The following is a 23225-nucleotide window of genomic DNA, read 5'->3' as shown; positions in this document are numbered from 1 at the left end:
CGTAAGTTTACTTCAGTATAACCAAAAAGTAATTCTTCTTACCACGTTGTAATAAGATCATGTTTCCAGCAATTACATCTTCCTCGGTTATCACCTTATCTTCTACGATCTTATTTTTATTAACGCTTAGGCTATTTTCTTTAAGCGCTCTACGTACCTCAGCATTAGAGCTAAGAAAACCAGTAGTTTCGTTCATAAATGTAATGACATCCACACCATCTGAGATTGTAGTTCTTTCTATTTCCACTTGTGGCACTCCATCAAAAATCTCTAGTAAGGTTGCTTGATCCATTTTACCCCATTGCTCTGGAGTTACTTTTTTAGAAAATAATATTCCAGAAGCCTCGACGGCTGTTTCATAAGCTTCTTTCCCATGAACTAAAGTAGTTATTTCCTGGGCAAGGCGTTTTTGTAACACACGGTAACCAGGATCTTTTTGATGCTCTTCAATTAAAGCCTCACAAGTTTTTTGATCTAAGAATGTAAAAATCTTAATCCAGTTTACCGCATCGTCATCAGTTGCTGTAATCCAGAATTGATAAAATTTATAAACACTTGTTTTATCTGCATCTAGCCAGATATTACCTCCTTCTGTTTTACCGAATTTAGTTCCGTCAGTTTTAGTAACAAGAGGAGTTGTTAGAGCATATGCTTTACCTCTCGCCACGCGACGTACTAACTCTGTTCCGGTAGTAATATTTCCCCATTGATCAGAACCACCTATTTGTAATTTTACACCTTCATTTTGATAAAGGTGCAAGTAATCATAACCTTGAAATAATTGATAAGTAAACTCAGTAAAACTCATTCCATCACCTTCTCCAGAGACACGTTTCTTTACAGACTCCTTTGCCATCATGTAATTAACTGTGATGTGCTTACCTATATCACGAGCAAAATCTATAAGACTAAAATCCTTCATCCAGTCGTAATTATTCACTAATTTAGCTCTAGTTTCTTCTTTACCAGCTTCAAAATCAATGAATCTTGAAATAACACTTTTTACTCCTGCAATATTTTTATCTAGAATATCTTGTGTAAGTAAATTACGCTCTGCACTCTTACCACTAGGGTCACCTATCATACCAGTGGCACCACCTACTAGAGCTATAGGTCTATGACCAGAACGTTGTAAATGCATTAAAAGAATGATTTGCACCATACTACCTATATGAAGAGAGTCTGCAGTAGGGTCAAAACCTATATAACCAGACACCACTTCATTTTGTAACATTTCTTCTGTATCGGGCATGATATCGTGTATCATACCACGCCATTTTAACTCTTCTACAAAGTTGTAAGCCATAATTCCATTTTTACGATTGCAAATATATGTGTTTGGCTTTTTTTAAAGGTTTTTTAAGCCTTGTATTGTGTACTTTTACCGCATGATTTTAATCACAGGTGCAACAGGATTAGTAGGTGGACATTTGTTATACCGCTTTCGCGAAAGCGGAAACAATATCATTGCTCTTTATAGAGATCTAAAAACTCTTGATAAAACGCGTGAGATTTTTGAATCTTATGAAAAAGGCGCAAGTGTACAAGTCGATAATTTTCAGTGGCTACAAGCCGATATTCTTGAGATTCCAAGTCTTGAAAAAGCAATGGAAAACATCACTACCGTTTATCATTGTGCTGCCGCAATTGATGGGCTAGATTTTGAACACCTCAAAAGCATAAACATGCGCGGCACAGAGAATGTGATCAATGTAGCCATAGCGAGTGGTGTGAAGAAATTATGCCATGTAAGTAGCATTGCTGCTCTAGGAGAATCTATAAATGGTAGTACGGTAAATGAAGACGACTATTTTAATCTAGATGGCCTAAATACAGAATATGCGATCACAAAATTTGGCGCAGAAATGGAGGCCTGGCGGGCGACACAAGAAAAGCTAGAAGTAGTTATCGTTAATCCTGGAATTATTCTAGGGGAAGGTAATTGGGAAAATGGTTCTGGTCAACTATTTAGTAATACAGCGCGTAGCAACCGTTTCTACACAACTGGCAGTAGCGGTTTTGTAGATGTGAGAGATGTAGTAAAAGCAATGCAGGAGCTTACCGAGAGTGGTTATACTAATGACCGCATGATATTAGTGTCTGAAAATAAATCCTACAAAGATATCTTAGACTATATAGCGATCTCACTGAATAGAAAGAAACCTAGCATAAAGCTATCTAAAAGTTTGCTCACCGCTATTTCTTATTTATTGAAAATCCCCAATCTTTTAGGCTTAAAAAGAAAACTAAACACGGCAACTGTTAATTCACTTAGTTCAAAAACTTCGTATTCTAATGAGAATGCAAAAAAAACTCTAAGCTTTGATTTTATATCCACTCAGGAAACCATAGAAAGGGTTTGTAAATTTTACAAGCAAAGAAAGTACTAGAGCTCTTCTTCTATATTTTTTACTCTCTGCTTTTTACTATCTTTATCAATCTTGCTCTTAGGAATTAAGTTTTCTTGTTCTTTATTGATTCTTTCTTGCCTTGAATTTACAGAGTCCTGAAGGACTTTTAAATTATCTTGTACCTTTTTAATTACAAGCATGTATTCTTCTACCCTGTCTGAATAATAATTTAAGTTCTCTTGAAAACTTATACTATCCATATTGTATTTATTAAAAAGATAAGAACTGGGTTGCACACCTTTTTTAATAAAAGCAGCTCTATTAGAAGATATCGCTCCTTCAACAATGTATAAATCGGTGATAATAGCTGCCATTTTATCTTGATCAAACAGATTATCTGGCGCTACCGATTTCTCTACATTAGAACATGATAGAATAAAAAGGATTAAGAATAGGGCAGTTATTTTTTTCATCGTTTAAAAAAAAGTTCTTGAGCACTTTTATGATCGCTCACTTTAAAATTTTTATAAGCTTGCTCTCCATTTACAAAGGTTTGCATAACACGACTTTTAAATGTAACACCTTCAAATGGTGACCACCCACATTTTGCGAGCACATTTTCTTTAGTTACTGTCCATGGATTATTAGTATCTACTACCACAAGATCTGCTTTATAACCTTCTCTTATGAAACCACGTTTATCTATATCAAATAGTAATGCTGGATTATGACACATTTTCTCTACTACTTTTTCTATAGAAATTTTTTCGTCGTGAACAAATTGCAACATGGCAGGTAATGCATGCTGTACTAATGGGCCACCACTAGGACAACTAGTGTATGGATTTGATTTTTCTTCTAGCGTGTGTGGTGCATGGTCTGTAGCGATCACGTCTATACGATCGTCTAGTAGGGCTTGCCACAACTCATCTCTATCTTTAGATGTTTTCACTGCTGGATTCCATTTTATAAATTTGCCCTTTGTAGCATAATCCTTGTCACTAAACCATAAATGATGTATGCACACCTCTGCAGTGATTTTTTTATCTCGAATAGGTTTTTTATTAGAAAAAAGTGACGTCTCTTTTCCTGTAGACAAATGGAATACATGTATTCTAGCGCCGGTCTGCCTAGCTAGCTCTACGGCACCACTACTACTTATGTAGCAAGCCTCTTCACTTCTTATTTTAGGATGTTGGTCCATAGGGATATCATCTCCATAGGTATCCAAAGCTTCTTTGAAGTTAGCTTTAATCGTAGCCTCATCTTCACAATGTAGAGCGATACGCAATTTTACTTTAGAGAATATCTTGCGCAGCACCTCTTTATCATCTACAAGCATATTCCCTGTAGAAGATCCTAAAAATAATTTTAAAGCAGGTACTCTAGAGGTGTCGACTTTAAGAATTTCTTCTAGGTTATCATTAGTCCCACCAAACATGAAAGCATAGTTAGCATGACTATCATTTGCAGCCGTTTCCATTTTTTTCTCCCATTCTCTAATGGTAGTGGTTTGTGGGCTTGTATTAGGCATTTCCATAAATGTGGTGATTCCACCTGCTACAGCTGCTGCACTTTCTGTGAGTATAGTTGCCTTATGTGTAAGACCTGGCTCTCTAAAATGCACCTGGTCGTCAATTACTCCAGGTAATAAGTATTTACCTTCTATATCGATAACAATAGTATCTGCATTTTTTGCACTTATACTTTCTGCTATTTCTTTGATTGTATCTCCTTCTATATAAACATCACCTTCTTTAGTGACACCATCGGTTACGATTCTAGCGTTCTTAATTAATGTCTTCTTCATAATTCAAGCTTCCCTATTAAACTTTTAATTTTCATAATAAATACTCCAGTAACAGCTTCATGTATAATACCACCGCTCATTTTAGATTGCCCTTTAGAACGATCTGTAAAGATTACGGGAACTTCAATAATATTAGCTTTTAATAAAAAAGCTTTGAACTTCATTTCTATTTGAAATGCGTAACCTACAAATTTAATCTTATCTAAATTGATCTTACTTAGTAGTGATGCTTTATAACATTTAAATCCTGCAGTCGTGTCGTGAATCGACATTCTGGTTATGAATCTCACATACTTCGAGGCAAAGTAAGAAAGTAAAACTCTAGACATGGGCCAGTTAACAACATTCACACCACGTACATATCTACTACCTATAGCGAGGTCTGCACCTCTATTTTTACAAGTATTATACAACACAGAGATATCATTAGGATTATGAGAGAAGTCTGCATCCATTTCAAAAATGAATTCATAACCTCCTTTAAGTGCCCACTTAAATCCATGAATATATGCCGTACCTAAACCCTGCTTACCTTCTCGTTCTTCTAAAAATAATCTACCAGAATAATGAGAAAGATTATCTTTAACCACCTGAGCGGTACCATCTGGTGAATTATCATCTACTATAAGCAAGTGTAAATCATCACTTTGACTTAAAACAGCATCGATAATCAACTTAATGTTATCGATCTCGTTATAAGTAGGAATAATAATTACTGTATTTTTCATAACCAGCGGCAAAAATAGACAATTATTCTAGCAGCATACCCAACCTTTGATAAATCATATTAATTTTGCTAACCATTATGAACTTTGAATTACGCAACATATTAACAAATGACTGGATAACACTTACATTATTAGTAAGTATAGCGTTTCTAGCAATAGCAAAATGGTTTTCTTCTATTCTATTAAGTGATTTACTCAGTTCTTATTTTAAAGATAGATTCATAAAAATATCAAAATCTAATGGCGAGGGTACTAGTTTACTTATAGTATCTAGTCAGGTAGTTTACGGTATAAATCTCTCTTTATTTATCTATCTATATTATCAATCTAGGATGGCAAGCTCGCCACAATTTATCAACTTTATTCTAACCTTAACCCTTATCACTACTTTTTTATTAGGCAAACAATATCTAGGAAAACTAATTGCAAACTTGTGTGATTTTGAAAATATCGTTGAAGTGATAGATCATCATAGAAATATGAACAGGTCTATATTCTCGTTCGGACTACTTCTAATTAATTCTATGGTTATCTATGCCTTTCATATGGAGCAAATTCCATTCTTAATAGCCTTGATAATCGTTGCGATATTCTTGCTTACTTACAACTTAATTTTAATTTACACCTATCGTTCCTATTTAAAAACGGCTCCTTTATATTTTATTTTGTACCTTTGCGCGCTTGAAATCGCACCCTATCTACTTTTATATAAGTATTTTATGCTGTGAGGACTTGTGTTTAATAGAAAAATGAGTTTATGAAAGTGAAAACAATTTTGGTTTCCCAACCTGAACCTAAAATGGAAAATTCACCATACCAGAATTTGGTCGATAGAACAAAGGTGAAAATAGACTTCCGTTCCTTTATTCATGTTGAAGGAGCTGCAGCAAAAGAAGTGCGAGAGCAAAAGATTGATTTATCTCAGTTCACAGCTATTATTCTAACCAGCCGTAATGCGGTAGATCACTTCTTTAGAGTTGCTGAAGAAATGAGGTATAAGATACCTGATTCTTTAAAATACTTCTGTCAGAGCGAGGCGGTTGCTTATTATTTACAAAAATATGTGGTTTACCGTAAACGTAAGATTTATGTAGGTAAAAGAACTTTTCCAGAACTTTCTCCTCTTATTAAAAAACATAAAAACGAAACGTTCTTAGTGCCTAGTTCTGATAAATTAGGAAATTCTACTCCTGCAGAGTTAGATAAACTAGGTGTTAAATGGACTAGTGGTACTTTTTTCCGTACGGTAATTAGTGACCTTTCTGATCTTGCTGATGTGAAGTATGACGTATTAGTATTCTTTAGCCCTAGTGGTATAGAATCTTTATTTAAAAACTTCCCAGAGTTTACTCAAGAGCAAACTAGAATTGCAGTTTTTGGAAACACTACCATGAAGGCTGCCGAAGATAAAGGCTTAAGAATAGATATTCAAGCACCTACACCAGAGTCTCCATCAATGACTATGGCTATCGAGAATTATATTAAAGATAAAGCATAAGATAATATTCCCGCTTTCGCGAAAGCGGAATCACAACAAATAAAAAAGTCCTGAATAAATTATTCAGGACTTTTTTTATGCCACCTTATTAAAGGGTAAGCTTATAATTTTCTAGGTGGACCACCAGCTAGAATTTCTTCTGATGCTTCACTCTCAAATTGTTTAAAGTTATCGATAAAGAACTGTCTCAATTTTTCGGCAGTTTCATAATAACCTTTATCATTATTCCATGATTTACGTGGACTCAACACCTCTGTAGGTACATTAGGACAGGTTCTAGGCTGCGCTACACCGAACATAGAGTGTATATGGTAATTACCTTTATTAGCTTCTTCTAACGACCCATCTAACGCGGCAGTAATCATAGCTCTAGTATATTTTAACTTCATACGAGAACCTACACCATAAGGACCGCCAGTCCATCCTGTGTTTACTAACCACACGTTCACACCTGCTTCTTTCATTTTCTTACTCAACATCTCTGCGTATGCAGTAGGGTGTAATGGCATAAACGGCGCACCAAAACAGGCAGAAAAACTAGGCATAGGTTCTGTAACACCTGCCTCTGTACCAGCTACCTTTGCTGTATAACCGCTTATAAAATGATAGGCAGCCTGGCCAGGTGTTAATTTTGAAATAGGAGGCAGTACTCCAAAAGCATCGGCAGTAAGAAAGAAAATATTTTTAGGATTTTTTCCTTGAGACGGTACTTTTATGTTATCAATATGATGTATAGGGTAACTTACTCTTGTATTTTGAGTAATAGAAGTATCAGCAAAATCAACGGTGTTATCTTCTTTAAAAATAACATTTTCTAGAATGGCTCCAGGTCGTATTGCATTGAAAATTTCTGGCTCTCCTTTTGGGTCTAGATGAATCACCTTTGCATAGCAACCACCTTCAAAATTGAAGACTTGATTATCCTCGGTCCATCCATGCTCATCATCACCTATCAAAGCTCGATTAGGGTCTGTCGAGAGTGTTGTTTTACCAGTACCACTAAGGCCGAAGAATATTGCTGTACTACCATCCTTACCCACGTTTGCACTACAGTGCATAGGTAACGTTTTTTTATAAACAGGTAGGATAAAATTAAGAGCACTAAAAATTCCTTTCTTAATCTCACCTGTATAACCAGTACCTCCTATTAAGGCTATTTTTCTAGAAAAATTTAAAATAGCAAAGTTGTGCTGTCTTGTACCATCTTGATCTGGGACTGCCATAAATCCTGGTGCATTTATCACCGTCCATTCTGGATCAAAGCCTATAAGCTCTTCTTCTTCAGGTCTGATAAACATGTTATAAGCAAACATGTTAGACCATGGATACTCATTGATCACTCTTAATTTGAGACGGTAATCTTTATGAGCACATGCATACGCATCTCTCACAAAAAGCTCTTTACCATCTAGATAAGAAATTACTTTATCCAGTAATACATCAAATTTATCTGATTCAAAAGGAAGGTTGATATCTCCCCACCAGACTAATTTTTCAGTAACATCATCTTTTACAATGAATCTATCCATAGGAGAACGACCGGTAAATTCACCTGTATGAACCGCGAGCGTGCCATTATCAGTTTCTTTACCGCCATAATCCTTTACAGATTTCTCTTGTAAAATTTCAGGCGTGAGTTGGTAATTGATTTTGGAATTTTTGATTCCCCATTCGGTTAACGCAATCGATTGCGTAATAGAGGTGTTTGAATTCATGATAATCCTTTAATTAAGATTTATGCAAAAATATAACTCTCAAATGGCTCTCACTAATTATTAATAGAATTATGTGAAATGATTTTCCATAAGGCAAAGAACCACCCTGATATCAAGCTTAAACCACCTAGCGGTGTTATCGGACCAAGAAACTTTAAGCCTATTTTAAGCCATTTTGATACTGAAAGTCCATAAATACTAAATGAAAACAACACAATTCCGATAGCAAATAAATACAACAAAACGCCTTTTGAAGAATCTGATAAAATATTTACTTGAGAAAAAGCAATCAACGCAATGGCATGAAATAATTGATAACGCACACCTGTTTCAAAGCTTTTTAACTGCTGCGGCTCTAACACTTTCTCTAATGCATGAGCCCCTAGAGCTCCTAAAATTACCGCGATAACCGCAAAACTGCAACCCACGATTAATAACTTTCTCTCCATTGTTTCTTGAATTTTAATTAAGTCACTTAACTTGGCACTAAATTACAACAGCCATGCGTCATATCTTAATAATAGGAGCGGGAAAATCTACCGGAGTATTAGTAGATTATCTTCTTAATAAATCTAAAGAACATAACCTACATTTAATCATCGCTGATAAAAACGTGAAGAGCGCTCAATCGTTAAGTCAGAATCATAAAAATTCCACTGCGATAGAATTAGATATTTTCAATCCACAAGAGCGTAAAAAACAGGTTCAAAAAGCAGATATTGTTATATCCATGCTACCAGCAAGATTTCACATAGAAGTTGCCCGAGACTGTGTAACCTATAATAAAAACATGGTAACTGCGAGTTATGTAAGTCCAGAGATGGAAGCGCTGGATAAAGAAGTTAAAGAAAAAGGCCTCGTTTTTATGAACGAGATAGGCGTAGATCCTGGAGTAGACCACATGAGTGCCATGCAAGTAATAGATAGTATTAGAAATATAGGTGGTAAACTTTTATTATTTGAATCGTTTACCGGTGGACTACTTGCTCCAGAAAACGATAACAATCTATGGAATTATAAATTTACATGGAACCCACGCAATGTAGTCACGGCAGGACAAGGCGGCGCCGCAAAATTTATTCAAGAAGGTAAGTATAAATACATACCATACCATCGCCTTTTTAGAAGAACAGAGTTTCTAGATGTAGAGGGTTATGGACGTTTTGAGGCTCTAGCAAATAGAAATAGTCTCAAATACAGAAAGGTGTATGGCCTAGAAGACATCTCTACTTTATATAGAGGTACCATGAGACGCGTAGGTTTCAGTAAAGCATGGAACATGTTTGTACAACTAGGCATGACAGACGACACCTATACGATAGAAGGCTCTCAACACATGTCGTATCGTGATTTTGTCAATAGCTTTTTACCTTACTCTCCTACAGATAGTGTGGAACTAAAAATGCGTCACGAACTAAAAATAGATCAAGACGATATTATGTGGTTAAAACTAGAAGAGTTAAATATTTTTAATGGTGAAAAGAAAATAGGCCTTAAAGATGCTACACCTGCACAGATGTTACAAGCCATTCTAGAAGATTCATGGACATTACAACCTGGAGAAAAAGATATGATTGTGATGTATCATAAATTCGGCTATGAATTAAATGGAAAACAAAAACAAATAGACAGTACTATGGTATGTCTAGGCGATGGAAAACTTCAAACTGCTATGGCAAAAACGGTAGGATTACCTGTAGCTATTGCTGCTTTAAAAATATTAAATAAAGAAATTATGGAACCTGGAGTGCAAATTCCTATTAAAGAATCTGTATACCAGCCTATTCTTAAAGAATTAGAAGGATATGGCATTCGCTTTCGCGAAAGCGAGACAGACTACCTAGGTTATAATAAATTAAACCTTTAGTCATCTTTACAGTAACCTAAAAAAGCCACTTATTAACTAATTAGTAAGTGGCTTTTTGTTAGTTTTTAAAATATCATCTCCTCCTTAAAAAGATAGAAATAAAATAAAGTAAAGTAGCAAGTGACCCTATCGCTGCAACTAAGTAAGTCCTAGCCGCCCATTTTAAGGCATCCTTTGCGCCAGCATGTTCTTCTTGCGTCAGCATTCTTTCATTTTCTAACCAGGCGAGGGCACGGTTACTAGCATCATATTCTACTGGCAAGGTTACAAAAGCAAATAAAGTTCCCATACCATACATAATAATACCTGCTAGCAATACCCATTTACCAAAAAAAGTACTTGCAGCAAGAGCCACACCACCCATTATTACCCATTGAGAATATTTAGATGCAATACTAACTATAGGAACAAGTGAAGAACGCATACCTATCCATGAATAAGCCGTAGCATGTTGTATTGCATGACCTACTTCATGAGCGGCAACTGCAGCTGCAGCTGCATTGCGTTGTGAATAAACCACCTCACTTAAATTAACCGTTCTATTACTAGGATTATAATGATCGGTAAGCTGCCCAGCTACGGAGATTACTTTAACATCTGTGATACCGTTATCATCTAACATTTTTTGAGCAATCTCTGCACCACTCATTCCGTTTTTAAGAGTCAATTTTGAATAATATTCAAATTTTGATTTCAGTTTTTTACTTACCAATGTACTTACCAGCATGACTATACCACCGATAATATAATACCCCATTAAGCCGCCGCCTATCATATTTTTAAAGTTTAGTTCAATTTAAGAATATAAAGTTACACCTTTAAATTTAAAGTTCTTCACCCTTTAGATAAACTATAGAATTTAAAAAAACCGAGATGCTCCTTATAATACAGCGACGTTGACGTTCATACCGCCGCTAGCATACTTAAAAATAGAGAAGAGAAATCTCTATGACTTAATTTTAATGAACGATTAAGAACTCATACACGCATTTAGAACACCTAATAGATTTTTTTAACAAAGCAGTCCATGAACGAAGGCCTGTTATGGCACAAAAGACTAGAACCACAGGAAAATCGTACTACATAATAAAAGCCCAAAGTAAATTTACAGTGGCGATATAGCGGTTCTTGCATTGCGATGCACTATAAACAGAACGTGCACACTGAATAAAAGACGTTTGATACCAGATCTAAAACTATAGATCTATCTATCAAATGACCAGTTCATAATATCGGTGCGTAAACCTATATTTAACCACATCGTACTCTCAGCTCTGACTACTTCATTATTAAATTGTGGATTCTGACTGCGATAAATCAGTTGTCCAAAAACTTTTAATCTACTCGCAGGATTTATTACATAACCAGCCTCTAGATGTCCATAGAAAAAATCAGATGTATTACCTTGTGTCGTTTCATTACCATTATCAGAGATGCGGTTATCTTCTGACCCATAAATATTACCTCCATAAAAAGCATTATCTCCATCTGTTAGTATGTCATAACCACGTTCTCCATAAATTGCCTTAGCTATTCCATACCAGCGGTCTTTAGTATAACGACCTATTAATATAGTTTCATAAAAATTTGCACCCCATGGATGGGCTAGTGCTTGATTACTATTACCATAATTAAGTACAACAGAGTTATGAGAATACGTGTATGGACGCACTCTGTTATATTCTAATTGCATCATTAAATTAGAAACTTTAAAAGCATTTTGCCATTTAAGTCCTAGTTGATAAGCACTTTTGTTTTGAAAACTACCATTTCCACTCACTACAGACGCTCTAGAGAACTCATCTAGCACTAGCTGTCCATAGGTTGTTATTCTATCACTCAATTTATACTTTGCCGTTATTCCTAGTAAAGCATTTCCACCTCTAGAACCGGTTTCTAATTCTACAGTTTGATAAAAGATTACAGGATTTAAGTAATTGAAATCAAAACCTCTCTGGTTATCATCTTGCCATAAAACACTTTCAAAGAAACCTAAGTTTAATCTCTTAGTGGCATTCCAACTTAGATAATGATGTGTCATGAACTTCGTACGGAAAGAATCGTCGGCGGTTACCTCAGGTCGCACATCTCTTAATGATGTGTATAACACCGTATAATCTAGTTTCCAGAACTTAGCATTGAGCTTAAAATAAGGAAAAGGCTGCGAGTTATCACTTAACACTAATGAGCGATACCCATCCCCTATAAAATGCTGCCCGTGCCCTAGTTGTAAATCAAAATATTTACTAGGCTTATAATTCACATAACCTGTAGCTACTGGATAATCAAATATTCTGTCGCCACCATCTTCGGCAATACCTCTACCTGGCACTATACCAGGATTACCACCATCTGGCGCTCTAGAAATAACATCTCTTTCAAAAAAGCCAGGGAATCTAGCCTGAGACTCTTGTATACTAGCGCCGAATGTGATTTGACTACCTATTCCACCACTCACATTAACTAATCTGGTGTTGTTATACGTAGTCACATCATCTCTAGAATCTTTACCTACTTGAAGGTCTACACCTGGATCTATAACCACCCAATAATCTTCTCCTGCGATTTCAAAGAAATGCTCGTTATGCCACTTGCGCCCCAACCACGTTTTGCGATCTTCGAGCAGCGACTCGCGGTCTGCTTCTAAATCAAAATACATGTCTACATAGTTAAACGTATAAGGCTTAACAGCAGTATGAGCATTATTTCCTACACGATTCATAGCTGCTTCATATCTATGATATCTTTGGTAAGAAAGAGGTATTACTGCATCAGACCTTAGTTGATGGTTATCATACTGGTCACTAATGATGGTGTTGTATTCTTGATTCGCTTTCGCGAAAGCGAGACTATCTTCCTTCCTTTTAACCTCATTTTGTTTTTCTATTTTAGACTGAGAGTTGCTATATACTTTAAAAGAACCAGACTCTTTCATAGGCACCGGCACATTAAGAATGAACTGCATGAAGGTAACATCTCCATTAAATGTAGGAGCCTCGATAACAGGTAATTTTGCAAACGCATTAATCATCTCTTCTTTTAAAGAAGATTTAAAAGCATCTGTTCTAATTAGAACAAATTTACCATCTCGATCCACTTCAAATCTTATAGTTACCGATTGATCTGTGAGAGTATCATTTTTAATAGGATGCTGATAATTATCCTTAAGCTTAGTATAAAGTGCACTATAAAAACAGTCTTCTAACTGCCTGCTAGTTTTACCTTTACAATTTTCAAAAACCGGAAACCGCTCTATATCAGACTGAGCAAATAATGCGCTTGAAAATGTAAGAAAGAGTAAAGTATATAAAAATTTCATAATTACTTGATAAGTGACAAATATACTTGTTTTACCTACTGTGCCAAAAATAGAAAAGCCATGAAAATTCATGGCTTTTAAAAATCATATAATAGTTAAGTTACTAATCGCGCAATTGAAATCTTATAGGTAATGCATAAGTCACATTTACCGCAGCATTATCTATCTTACCAGGAGTCATTTTAGGCAACCTAGAGATCACATTATACGCCTCTTCTTCTAGATCTTTATTAGGCGCTTTTACTAAAATATCTTTGGGCAATCCATCTACACCTATGGTAAACTGTACAGCTATTTTAACCATACCATCCTCGTTCAAGTCATTACCTAAACTAGTGTCAAATTTTCTTTGAATAAATCGACCCATTTTTTTATTGAGACATTCTATACGTTCCTTACTATCCATTCTCGAGCTACAACCAGGAAACAACGGTACTTCATGTAATGCTGCTATTATAGAAGGTCCAGATGGCTTGCTTACTGGCGTGTCATTAGTACCTGTCTTAGTAGCTGCAGTAGGAGTTTCTGTAGGATTGCTCACCATAGCATCTACAGGCTCTTTATTATGTTCTGGAACATCTGGTTGGTCATTCTCGATAACCTTAAGCGGCTTATTAGGGTCTACCTTAGGTATTTTTACTTTAGGCTCTTGCGCTTTTTCAACTACAGGCTTTGGAGGGTTATTAGGAATAATTCTAACTGCGTCCATGTTTGTTTCTCCATGTTCTATAGAAATAGTTGTTGCTATAGGATTTACAGCTAGAGGAACCTCAGTCGTTAATTCTATGATAAGAAACGCAGCTACTAATGCAGCTATGAGACCTATTTGAAAATTAACGATGGGATTGACCTTTGTGTTTGCCGCTTTTTTATCTTCACGGCGAGTGTTTTGAGATGTTGCAGCATCCCTCTTCTCATTTGAAATGTTCATAATCAATGGTTTTATGTTATTTCAGAGAGAAATCAAGAAACGTACCAAAAAAAAATCCCAACCTATAAAGGTTGAGATTTTACATATAAAAACGTATCTATAATTAGTCCTGCACTTGGAAAATAATAGGTAGTGCATAAATCACACCTACTGGTTTCCCTCTTTGCATTCCTGGTGTCATAGTAGGCAATTTATTAATCACCCTTGCTGCCTCACTCTGCAATTTAGGATGTTTTGCTTTAGATTGAATACCGACCACATTACCTTTAGAATCAATCTTAAATTGAACAGAAATTTTCTGTCTTCCTTCTAGACCTAAATCATTTGCAAGTCCAGTATTGAACTGTTTATTTACAAATTTTGTGATTTTTTCACTCATACATTTCTTACGATCTGCATTGTTCTTTTTACTCTCACAACCTGGATAAATAGGTACATTCTCGATAATCGCAAATGGAACATCTGCAATTACTTCTTCAACACCTACTTCTTCAGCAACTTCATCGATCTCAACGATCTCTTCTTGTTCATCAGTTTCTGTATCTTCAATAATAACCTCTTCTATTTCTACCTCATTCTCTACTACCTCGATAACTTCTGGCGCTGGTGGCGGTGGCGGTGGTGGCGGTGGAGTATCTAGCATTTGAGTAATCGGAATTTCCTCTTCAATAAAGAGTTCTTCAGGCTCATTAAACACCTCTTCTATTTCCACGGTTTTAGACTCATATTCAAGTCCTTGCCAAGATAATAACAACATAAACGCCAGCCCTGATAAGGCGTATAGCGTGATGTTCTTACGTAAATCTGCTTTTTCTGATTTTTTTACTTCCATTATGGTTGTATTTATAGAGGTTAAAAATAACTAATTCTTTGTGCTAACAAAAGAATTATGCAACTTTATGTTTGTTAAATAATTTATCAATGATCATCAAGGATAATATTGCAATAATAATGCCAGCAATATTTGCTAGTACATCCATTGTATCCATTGTTCTATTTACAGAAATAAATCCCTGTCCTAATTCTATTAAAACTCCTATAATTAAGGACAAAGCACTTGCTCCTATCGCAATAGTTCTAGACCAGTTTTTTAAAATTGTTTTAAGACCAAAGCTCAAAAGGCTTTGCTTTCCTAGAAAACGACTGTAAAAGAAAATATACCACAAGATCGCCATTATAAAATAGGCAGTAGCATGGTATATCTTATCTACGTTATCAATATTTACCGGCGGTGCTGGGTTTGCCATCATAGACGCTACTGTAATGAATACAGTAAACAATGGAGCTGCTAACCAGTAAATAACTTTTTTCATTATCCTACTAACTCTTTATAAGCGTCAGCACTTAATAATCCATCTACTTGAGATGCGTCTGTAAACTTCATTTTTATCATCCATCCGTCTCCATAAGGGTCAGAATTTACAAGTTCTGGATCATCTTCTAACTTTTCATTAAAGTCAGTGATCTCTCCAGTTAATGGAAGAAAAAGATCTGAAACAGTCTTAACAGCTTCTACCGTACCGAAAACCTCCTCTTGATCCAGAGTCTCATCTACGGTTTCTACCTCTACATAAACGATATCACCTAACTCACTCTGTGCAAAATCAGTAATACCTATGGTAGCAACGTCTCCTTCTATTTTGATCCACTCGTGATCTTTAGTATACTTTAATTCTGATGGAATATTCATTTTATATGATTTTTTAAAAACGTAAATTTAAGATAACTCTATCTATTAATTCTAACCTTAAAGTTGAATTATTTGTGATGCATTAATTAATTACCAAATGTATATCTTAAAGTAAACCCACTACGTATGGTAGCTTGTGGAAATGCCGTAGAAATAGCAAACTTTGAGAATGTATGATCGTAATAAAATATCGCTGTAAATGCCTGGCTCAAGTTATAGTCTGCAGTAAATTTAAGCCCATAAATGGTCTGTCCAGCAGTTGCCTGACTATTATCTAGATCTAGATACCTAACTATAGTAACATTATCTCTAACTGAGCCATCCATTCTTAAATTTAAGTCACTTTTGATGGTCTTACTCCTACCGCCGAAGTTAGTTTTAAACTTAAGATCTTTAAAACGATACCCTAATCCTAAAATCAACTCATTACCATTAATTTCAGTCAGTAAATTGTTATCAAAGCTTAAAGATACTGCCCTATCTCTTCGTACCTCGGCTGCAACCGAGAAAGCATTTTTAGTCTCAAAATCTAATTTAATTAAAGGACTGAATTGCTCTGCAAGATTGATATTAAAGAAAAGTCGTTCTGATTTAAAATCACCATTTTGATTTAAAGCATCTCCTTGATCAACATAGGCAAATGCGCTATCTCCTGCAGTAAAATCTAGGTTAGTCTGAAATTGATTAATCGTATAACTAGAGCGATATCCATGATTAATAGAGAATCTACGGAAATTCTTTTTAAACCACTTTAAATTCATCAAACCAGTATACTTAACGGTCCAGTTAGGCAATGGAATATTTCTAAAAGCATTAGAATCTTGTTTTTCTACATCTCTACCTTCATATGCTGCAAGAAATGCTGGTAGTAATACTTGTTGACTATTTCTAGAAAAACCTAATGGATACCCATCTCCATCACGCCCAAAGGTGCTATTTCCATAAAAACTAGTTGCCAGCCTGTCTGCCACAGTAAGTCTATTACTTCTAAAATTATCAAATGTTTCTGAATCTTCAATAGTACTTTTTTGGAAAGCAGTACCTATCATCAAGTTAGTAATATTAAAATTACCAAAGGTGTTATCAGTTAAAGATTGATAGGTAAGTTCTCCCGAATTAACGTTAGTATTGATCCTGTAATTCTCTGTATAATTTTCTTGATAAGCACGATTACCTACTATATCTATAGATAAGTCCTTTAATAGATCTACTTTAAAGTTAAATTCTAACTGACGCGTCTCTACTTCACTATACTGCTGGTTAAAATCTTGGTATAAAGTTAACCATCCACGTCTTGCGGCAAGGTCACGCACCTCTGCCTGACTACCGAATACAAAACCTGAAGTAGGTTTTAACGTACCGATAAACCCTATGTCTGGAGTATATCCTGGTAGAAATATACCGTTAGTTTCCTGATAATTTATTTGAGCACGTTTCACAGATGTAAGAACCCCTATAAGTGTGTTGTATGCTTTATTAGCAACATTCTTTTTTGGAGTCTTATTTTTCTTATCATTTTGAGCAACCTCGTTAGGTCTAGGGGTTCTCGATCTGGTTCTCGATCTAGCATTTTTATTTGCCTGTAAACCAAATTTCTTTTTTTCTAAACCTACGTATTTATATAATTTATCTAAATCGAGTGTTCCATTTATGCGATGTGTGTTAGCATTCTGAATAGAGTTCCCTAAATCAGGAATACCATCTAGCTGTGCAAACTGTTGCTGGTTACGTGTCCAGTTAAAGTTAGATGTGTATGTGTAGTTCGCTTTCGCGAAAGCGAGAAAAGGAAACTTATCAAATGGCAATTTATAAGTAAGTTGCAATTGTTGAGAGTGCGAGTTAGGAATACCCTCGTCAAAGAAATCGGTCCAAACAGTATAGTTCTCATCAATAGTTTCGTCTTCATTCACATAATCACGTATCAATCGATCACTATTTGCCGATAGATTAATTTGTAGTGATTTTGTTAAATCCCAATTGATAGCATACTGATGATTCATAGTAAAATTACGGTTAGTAAGCGGCGCAATAGTTATATTTTGCGCATCTGGCTCTCCATCGTTATTTAAATCTACCGGATTAGAATCTAATTGTAAATCTCTAAATTTCTGAGTATTGAACTGTCTCAAAACATTTAATCCTGTCGAAAAATTATTAGGCAGTGGATTAAAATTCAGATCCTTAATAAATTTTAAATAGGAATTATTTAACCATGCCGCGTTTTTAAATGGCTCTAACTCTGCCTTAGGAAAAGCATAATTATAAGTACCGCCTACATTAACCGATTGATCTTGAAATTTCTCTACTTCAAAATTGCGTTGATCTGTCTGATTGTAAGAACCAGAAAAAGTGAAATTCTCAATATCATAAGGCATAGGTTTTGAATCTCCAGTGCGTTCTTTACGTACTCCTATCAGGTTAATACTTTGCCTTTTTGTATAATCTTCTGACTGTTCTCTGATGGCATCTCGCTCTGCATCATTTACAGCATTATCCAGTCTGGTTTCTATTTCTATGTCTTCAAATTGTGGATCAAATTGTGGCGTTATAGTTTCCTCTCCCAGACTGTAAGAAAACGGTAAAGAAACGCCCCATTTAGGAGGTAATAGTTTACCTAGGCTTATGTTAGTGGTTACATCATATTGAGTAAGGTTTTCGCGACTACGTTCTTGTGGGCCTTGCTCAATAGATCCAAAACCAATGGTACTTCTTCTACCTGTCGCACTCACACTGGCAAAGTCGGCAATGTTTGCATCCACATTCATTACAGCCGCATAACCACCTTGATTTTTTAAACCAGAGAGACGCATTTCATTGAACCACACCTCTCCACTCACTAAATCTCCAGATGCATTTCTTACACCTATCATTAAAGATCTTATGTCTCCATAATTAGGGTTTCCTTTAATACCATAAGTATGCTCATTAGGTCCACTAACCGTATTACCTAAAGAAGATTCTGTAAATAAATTAAGATCACTTACTAATAATGAAGAATTACCTAAAACTCTAGATTTTATTTCTTGTAATAGCTCTAAGCTAATTTTAAAATTATTCTCCTCGGGCCATACTTGTTCTCTAGAAAGTCCAATACCTTGATCTGTAACCGTTAATGGCAATCTTACTTCATAATAGTTTTGAGTAAAATCTACCCCTAATCTTACAAAAGCTTCTAACTCTTGATCTTCTATCGTCCTATCAGGAAAATTACCATGGTCTACATGAACGAACATTTCTAAATCTTCGTACTGTCTCATATCAATCCTGATATTTTTAAATACAGCCCTTGCTCCTTGTGATTCTAGATCTCTAACTCTCAAAGCAAGAGATTGTTCATTTTGTCTAATATTTTGATTCTGAGTTCTTAACTCTTCACGAACTACTCCTGGTGGCAAATCATAACCTACGGGCTCTCGAGATTGATTGTTTTCAATGTTAACTCCTTGAACTTCAAAAACAGAATTAGGGTTTTGAGGTAGATTATCCTCGCTTAAATTTTGTGTGTATTGACGGTAATCACCTCTAACTAAATCCAGAGAACCAAACCTCATAATAATATCTTCTTCAAAATCAGAAAGATACATTCTCATAAAACGTATGGCTCTAAAGTCTGCGATACCACCTATTTCTTCACGATCTGGATCATTAAGTGGAACTCTTAATTGAACCCATCGTGTACTAAACGGACTTCCATCTGGATTTGTTCCATTTACTGGAACTTCATCATATATATATTCACTAACCAGTCGGTTACCTACATTTCTAAAATCGATATCATATTCATAATAACTATCGATGGTATTCATCGTGTTATCACGGTTAATGTCTTCTACATCTGGCAACGTAGTAGAACCTCTATCATCTTGAGAAACCGTGGTAGGTGAATTTCCTTCAGTTCCATTATAATTTCTATATCTATTAGGAATATCACCACTTGCGGCTACAAAAAACTCATAGTTATCTCCTGCAGGATCAATAGGTCCAAAGGTTGGGAAATCAGCAAGTTCTTCATTATCACTATAACCATCCAGTCCTATATCTTGATTATCTCTTTCGGCACCATCGGTATCAAAAGCATAAACTAAGGATTGATTTACTGGTGTTTTTCCATAAGCAGTACTGGTAGTAAGTGCTGTACCACCATCATCAGGTAATCCATTTTCAAACTGTTTTCTATTATCCTTTAAAATATCTTCAGAAATACTTCCTAAGTTAATTGAAATAGTTCCACTATTATCAGCAAATGGAGTCTGACCAGCATTTACTGCTGGATCTTGAGCATAGAATGGATCCATTACCCAAAACTGAATATACTCTACATTAGTTTGCTCAAAATCTGTACTAGAAAACTGACGCATAATACCACCCCAGTTATCTTCTGGATTAGGAAGTACATTAGTTCCAGCCGCCTGTGGATTGTAATTGTACTGTCCACGCTCACTAGGATAATAGGAAAGATCCAAAGTATTGATCACCTGCTGCTGACCTTGTTGCAAATCTGTATTAGGAAATATCTCATCTACAAAAACACGTCTTGACCTATAATCAGAAACATCTTGATCTGTTATACCTGCTGGACGCTGATTTCCATAAAAAATAGGGTCAATGGAATACCAAGCCATTTTTGCACGGCTGAAGTTGTATGCTAATTGATTTGCCGTACTTCCAGCTCCTTCAAAGGCTTGTGGAACACTGGCTAGTGACCATGCAAACGGACTTAAAATATCTATGGTAGTTTGAGATCCTTCAAAATCATCTACATAAGCTGCCGCTCTACCTCCAAAATTATCTCCAGCTGGAGAGCCCGGAAAAAGGTAAGCAACTTCTCCTCTCAATGATAAGTTTGAGGCAACGTCTGTATCTACGTTAGGAAGTTTATTAGCAAGTCTAGTTAAGAAAGGAACTTCAGTATTGTATAAGAAATTTGCTCCTATGATGGTATTATTAATAGGCTCAAATCCATAAGTAGACTTTTGGGTAATAGGGCGTTCTTTTAAGTTTAAGAAAGTACCACCTAAAATAAAGTCGTCACTAAATTTATGTTCTACATTAATACCTGTAAAACGTTTTGTTTGTTGATTAAAAACAGTATTACTCTCTGTAGAGACCTGAATAGGTGTATTAGAATTAAGCAATGCCTGGTCTAGAATAATCACACGACCTAGTTGATAATCTACCGTATAATCGATACCTTCTTGAAGTGTCCTACCGCCAGCAGTTACCGTTACAGAACCTCTAGGAACATTAAAACCACCTAACGGAATCCCTTCCTGACCAGTAGATTTGTATTCCCCTTTTATTAAGTATTTATTTTTATCGGCGCTTTGTAATGCTTGTGCTTTTGTACTTCGGTACATCTCACGATATACGTACTGTTCTTGATTTGCATTATAGGTGGATGGATCTGTATAATCTTCGTCTCCAGTCCCTGGAGTATTGTCTAGTTTATTAAATAAATGACTTCCAAAAGGTTCTACGGTTGTAAAAATAATCCGTCCATTCTCTGCATCTATAGTAATACCTGGTAAAAAATCAAAAAACCCATCTCCCTGCGGTTGTGGGTCACCTTGTTGATTTAATCTGTCCAGATTAAATACTCTGATTAAAGTAGTTTGATCTACATCATCTGGTAGAGCGACCGCTGGCCTTGCTGGGATACCGTTGATAGGGTCTGCCGGCACACTTTCTGCAGCGGTGATGTAATTTAACTCTGGCGGATATTGATAAAATATATTTAATTTAAAATCTTCTTGAGTTAATTGAAAACCACCCAAATTATAGATATTTTTCATCATTAAATCCCAAATAGGCTGACTGACGTTAGTCAGATTACTTTTGAGAAGTTTAACAACGAGACTTTGATTATTTACAGCTGGTTGATTAAGATTTGTATTTTGAACAACATCTGTGGCTACCACACCATCATTTGCAAATTCACCTACTTGATACACCTCTCCACCTACCGTATATTGAAAAGCAACTGCGAGAACCTCGTCATTATTTAAACGCTGTCTTAATGAAATATAACCCAGCTGGGTATTTAAAGTGTATTCTTGAGCGGTAAGTTTACGCGCATTTTCTAAGGTCACATAATCAAAACCTTCATTAACCGTAGCATTACCGAAACCTGATTGAGCGGTTGCAATTTCTCTAATTTGCGAATTTAAAATAGTCTGACCACCGCCATTAATACCTTCTGGATTAAAGTCGTTATTTTCATTATCAGGAAAACTATTTGTAGCTACATTGATAAAATTCCCTGGTCGTGTGCCTAGACCTATATTATCTGGATCTGCTTCTCCTATATCTTGTATAGCAACTAGGTTACGGACATCTTGAGTGCTATTACCTCTGTTTGTAATCCACACTTCAGCACGTGTAATCTGAATGTTATTATTTATGAAAGGGTAATTTTCTAAAGAAGAGTCGTAATTATCTCTAAAATAATGTGATAAAAAATAATGCCTGTTCTCATCATAATCTAGTGAGAAAAAGTCAAAATCATTAAGGGTTGCACCACCAGCAGCTTGTACTGTAGTGGATTCTGACTGCTGCTCTGAAAACACAGCTGTTATCCTAGTTTTACCGAACTGCAACTCTGTCTTGATACCGAATAGACTTTGTGCCCCACGTATCAATTGAGAGTTAAGTGGCATGGATACGTTACCTACTTCTATACTTTGTAGTATGTCATCTTCTGTAGGGGTGTAATCTAATTTTATTTGGTTCTGAAAATTAAACGTACTTTGTGTATCATAATTTGCGTTTACTTGTAATCTTGTACCTACTTTACCTAGAAGACTTAAATTAATACGTTGATTAAAATCAAAGGTTAAATTCTGTCTATTTCTAGGGGAAAAACTAGGATTATCAGACCTATTGAAAAGCAATCCTAAATCCACTTCTACAGATCCTTGTGGATCCACATCGATCTCTGTACCTCCAAAAATAGATGCAAATAATTCTGAATTTACATAAAAATTAGGTAATAAATCTTTTTGCTTTTCTTTATCCTCTTCTGTTCTTCCAGCTATCGCAGCCGCCTTTTCCTTAAAATAATCTGACATTTGCTCTTTGAGAACACGATCTAGATATTGCTCTCTGGTAAGTATAAAAGGAAAATCTATGTTATATCCATTAAAACTACTAGAATACACATAACGATCTAGATTTGCGTCATAAGTGTACAGAGTAACTATACTGGGTGGGTTAGGTAAACTCAACCTACCTATTCTTGCACCTGTTCTGACAGAATCTTGTGGAGTCGTTGTTGGTTGTTGCGCTTTCGCGAAAGCGAAAACAAATAAAGACAAAAG

At 35.6% G+C, this 23225-nt stretch carries 17 protein-coding genes; 4 read left to right on the top strand and 13 right to left on the bottom strand.

The annotated features are described in order from the left end of the window. Window positions 1-7: 7 nt before the first annotated feature. Entirely contained in the window at window positions 8-1306 is a 1299-nt protein-coding gene (tyrS, locus tag Q0838_RS02420) for a tyrosine--tRNA ligase (RefSeq protein WP_298950819.1), read from the bottom strand. Window positions 1307-1388: 82 nt separating this feature from the next. On the opposite strand from tyrS, the gene Q0838_RS02415 reads away from it, so the two are divergent. Beyond that, complete coding sequence (locus Q0838_RS02415) at window positions 1389-2390, top strand: NAD-dependent epimerase/dehydratase family protein (RefSeq protein ID WP_298950817.1); 1002 nt, start codon at window positions 1389-1391, stop codon at window positions 2388-2390. Here the strand turns inward: Q0838_RS02415 and Q0838_RS02410 are convergent. The 3 genes from Q0838_RS02410 to Q0838_RS02400 are packed head-to-tail and all read right to left on the bottom strand — an operon-like array spanning window position 2387 to window position 4889. Further along, window positions 2387-2824, bottom strand: a complete 438-nt coding sequence (locus tag Q0838_RS02410) for a DUF4296 domain-containing protein (RefSeq protein WP_298950815.1) — start codon at window positions 2822-2824, stop codon at window positions 2387-2389. The two genes, Q0838_RS02415 and Q0838_RS02410, sit on opposite strands and share 4 nt — an antisense overlap. Continuing rightward, window positions 2821-4161 carry a dihydroorotase gene (locus tag Q0838_RS02405; protein WP_298950813.1) on the bottom strand — a complete coding sequence of 447 codons (1341 nt, stop codon included), beginning with the start codon at window positions 4159-4161 and terminating at the stop codon, window positions 2821-2823. Before Q0838_RS02405 ends, Q0838_RS02410 begins: the two co-directional genes overlap by 4 nt. Further along, window positions 4158-4889, bottom strand: a complete 732-nt coding sequence (locus Q0838_RS02400; protein ID WP_298950812.1) for a polyprenol monophosphomannose synthase — start codon at window positions 4887-4889, stop codon at window positions 4158-4160. The genes Q0838_RS02405 and Q0838_RS02400 overlap by 4 nt, the downstream gene beginning before the upstream one ends. 77 nt (window positions 4890-4966) lie before the next feature. Between Q0838_RS02400 and Q0838_RS02395 the strand changes: the two genes are divergently transcribed. Then, entirely contained in the window at window positions 4967-5617 is a 651-nt protein-coding gene (locus Q0838_RS02395) for a DUF4271 domain-containing protein (protein WP_298950810.1), read from the top strand. A gap of 29 nt (window positions 5618-5646) precedes the next feature. After that, window positions 5647-6387 carry a uroporphyrinogen-III synthase gene (locus Q0838_RS02390; protein ID WP_298950808.1) on the top strand — a complete coding sequence of 247 codons (741 nt, stop codon included), beginning with the start codon at window positions 5647-5649 and terminating at the stop codon, window positions 6385-6387. A gap of 101 nt (window positions 6388-6488) precedes the next feature. On the opposite strand, the gene pckA is transcribed toward Q0838_RS02390, so the two are convergent. Further along, complete coding sequence (pckA, locus tag Q0838_RS02385) at window positions 6489-8102, bottom strand: phosphoenolpyruvate carboxykinase (ATP) (protein WP_298950807.1); 1614 nt, start codon at window positions 8100-8102, stop codon at window positions 6489-6491. 53 nt (window positions 8103-8155) lie between these two features. After that, window positions 8156-8551 (bottom strand): DUF423 domain-containing protein, encoded by a 396-nt coding sequence (locus Q0838_RS02380; protein WP_298950805.1) that lies wholly within the window; start codon window positions 8549-8551, stop codon window positions 8156-8158. A 53-nt stretch (window positions 8552-8604) separates the two neighbouring features. On the opposite strand from Q0838_RS02380, the gene Q0838_RS02375 reads away from it, so the two are divergent. Beyond that, window positions 8605-9969 (top strand): saccharopine dehydrogenase C-terminal domain-containing protein, encoded by a 1365-nt coding sequence (locus tag Q0838_RS02375; protein WP_298950803.1) that lies wholly within the window; start codon window positions 8605-8607, stop codon window positions 9967-9969. Window positions 9970-10042: 73 nt separating this feature from the next. Here Q0838_RS02375 and Q0838_RS02370 read toward each other — a convergent pair whose 3' ends face one another. The 7 genes from Q0838_RS02370 to sprA form a co-directional block, all read right to left on the bottom strand. Beyond that, a complete protein-coding gene (locus Q0838_RS02370) occupies window positions 10043-10744 on the bottom strand; it encodes a zinc metallopeptidase (protein ID WP_298950801.1) in 702 nt (233 codons plus the stop codon). Between the two features lie 429 nt (window positions 10745-11173). Then, a complete protein-coding gene (locus tag Q0838_RS02365) occupies window positions 11174-13288 on the bottom strand; it encodes a hypothetical protein (RefSeq protein WP_298950799.1) in 2115 nt (704 codons plus the stop codon). Between the two features lie 103 nt (window positions 13289-13391). Beyond that, a complete protein-coding gene (locus Q0838_RS02360) occupies window positions 13392-14219 on the bottom strand; it encodes an energy transducer TonB (protein WP_298950797.1) in 828 nt (275 codons plus the stop codon). 103 nt (window positions 14220-14322) lie between these two features. Further along, window positions 14323-15051 carry an energy transducer TonB gene (locus Q0838_RS02355; protein ID WP_298950795.1) on the bottom strand — a complete coding sequence of 243 codons (729 nt, stop codon included), beginning with the start codon at window positions 15049-15051 and terminating at the stop codon, window positions 14323-14325. Window positions 15052-15106: 55 nt separating this feature from the next. Beyond that, the gene (locus Q0838_RS02350; protein WP_298950793.1) at window positions 15107-15532 is read right to left on the bottom strand and encodes a VanZ family protein; all 426 of its coding nucleotides are present in this window, start codon (window positions 15530-15532) and stop codon (window positions 15107-15109) included. Next, window positions 15532-15909: a glycine cleavage system protein GcvH gene (gene gcvH, locus Q0838_RS02345; protein WP_298950792.1), complete on the bottom strand. Its 378-nt coding sequence runs from the start codon at window positions 15907-15909 to the stop codon at window positions 15532-15534. The genes Q0838_RS02350 and gcvH overlap by 1 nt, the downstream gene beginning before the upstream one ends. An 86-nt stretch (window positions 15910-15995) precedes the next feature. After that, a complete protein-coding gene (sprA, locus tag Q0838_RS02340) occupies window positions 15996-23222 on the bottom strand; it encodes a cell surface protein SprA (protein ID WP_298950790.1) in 7227 nt (2408 codons plus the stop codon). Window positions 23223-23225: the final 3 nt, after the last annotated feature.

Source organism: uncultured Nonlabens sp. (assembly GCF_947495285.1).
GTDB lineage: Bacteria > Bacteroidota > Bacteroidia > Flavobacteriales > Flavobacteriaceae > Nonlabens.
Note: the sequence above shows the minus strand (reverse complement) of the source record. Positions and strands in the feature narration are given on the sequence as shown.

What these genes read in the sequence shown, in the direction of transcription:
- tyrS (WP_298950819.1), bottom strand. Translation starts at nt 1,306, where the DNA reads ATGGCTTACAACTTTGTAGAAGAGTTAAAATGGCGTGGTATGATACAC.
- Q0838_RS02415 (WP_298950817.1), top strand. Translation starts at nt 1,389, where the DNA reads ATGATTTTAATCACAGGTGCAACAGGATTAGTAGGTGGACATTTGTTA.
- Q0838_RS02410 (WP_298950815.1), bottom strand. Translation starts at nt 2,824, where the DNA reads ATGAAAAAAATAACTGCCCTATTCTTAATCCTTTTTATTCTATCATGT.
- Q0838_RS02405 (WP_298950813.1), bottom strand. Translation starts at nt 4,161, where the DNA reads ATGAAGAAGACATTAATTAAGAACGCTAGAATCGTAACCGATGGTGTC.
- Q0838_RS02400 (WP_298950812.1), bottom strand. Translation starts at nt 4,889, where the DNA reads ATGAAAAATACAGTAATTATTATTCCTACTTATAACGAGATCGATAAC.
- Q0838_RS02395 (WP_298950810.1), top strand. Translation starts at nt 4,967, where the DNA reads ATGAACTTTGAATTACGCAACATATTAACAAATGACTGGATAACACTT.
- Q0838_RS02390 (WP_298950808.1), top strand. Translation starts at nt 5,647, where the DNA reads ATGAAAGTGAAAACAATTTTGGTTTCCCAACCTGAACCTAAAATGGAA.
- pckA (WP_298950807.1), bottom strand. Translation starts at nt 8,102, where the DNA reads ATGAATTCAAACACCTCTATTACGCAATCGATTGCGTTAACCGAATGG.
- Q0838_RS02380 (WP_298950805.1), bottom strand. Translation starts at nt 8,551, where the DNA reads ATGGAGAGAAAGTTATTAATCGTGGGTTGCAGTTTTGCGGTTATCGCG.
- Q0838_RS02375 (WP_298950803.1), top strand. Translation starts at nt 8,605, where the DNA reads ATGCGTCATATCTTAATAATAGGAGCGGGAAAATCTACCGGAGTATTA.
- Q0838_RS02370 (WP_298950801.1), bottom strand. Translation starts at nt 10,744, where the DNA reads ATGATAGGCGGCGGCTTAATGGGGTATTATATTATCGGTGGTATAGTC.
- Q0838_RS02365 (WP_298950799.1), bottom strand. Translation starts at nt 13,288, where the DNA reads ATGAAATTTTTATATACTTTACTCTTTCTTACATTTTCAAGCGCATTA.
- Q0838_RS02360 (WP_298950797.1), bottom strand. Translation starts at nt 14,219, where the DNA reads ATGAACATTTCAAATGAGAAGAGGGATGCTGCAACATCTCAAAACACT.
- Q0838_RS02355 (WP_298950795.1), bottom strand. Translation starts at nt 15,051, where the DNA reads ATGGAAGTAAAAAAATCAGAAAAAGCAGATTTACGTAAGAACATCACG.
- Q0838_RS02350 (WP_298950793.1), bottom strand. Translation starts at nt 15,532, where the DNA reads ATGAAAAAAGTTATTTACTGGTTAGCAGCTCCATTGTTTACTGTATTC.
- gcvH (WP_298950792.1), bottom strand. Translation starts at nt 15,909, where the DNA reads ATGAATATTCCATCAGAATTAAAGTATACTAAAGATCACGAGTGGATC.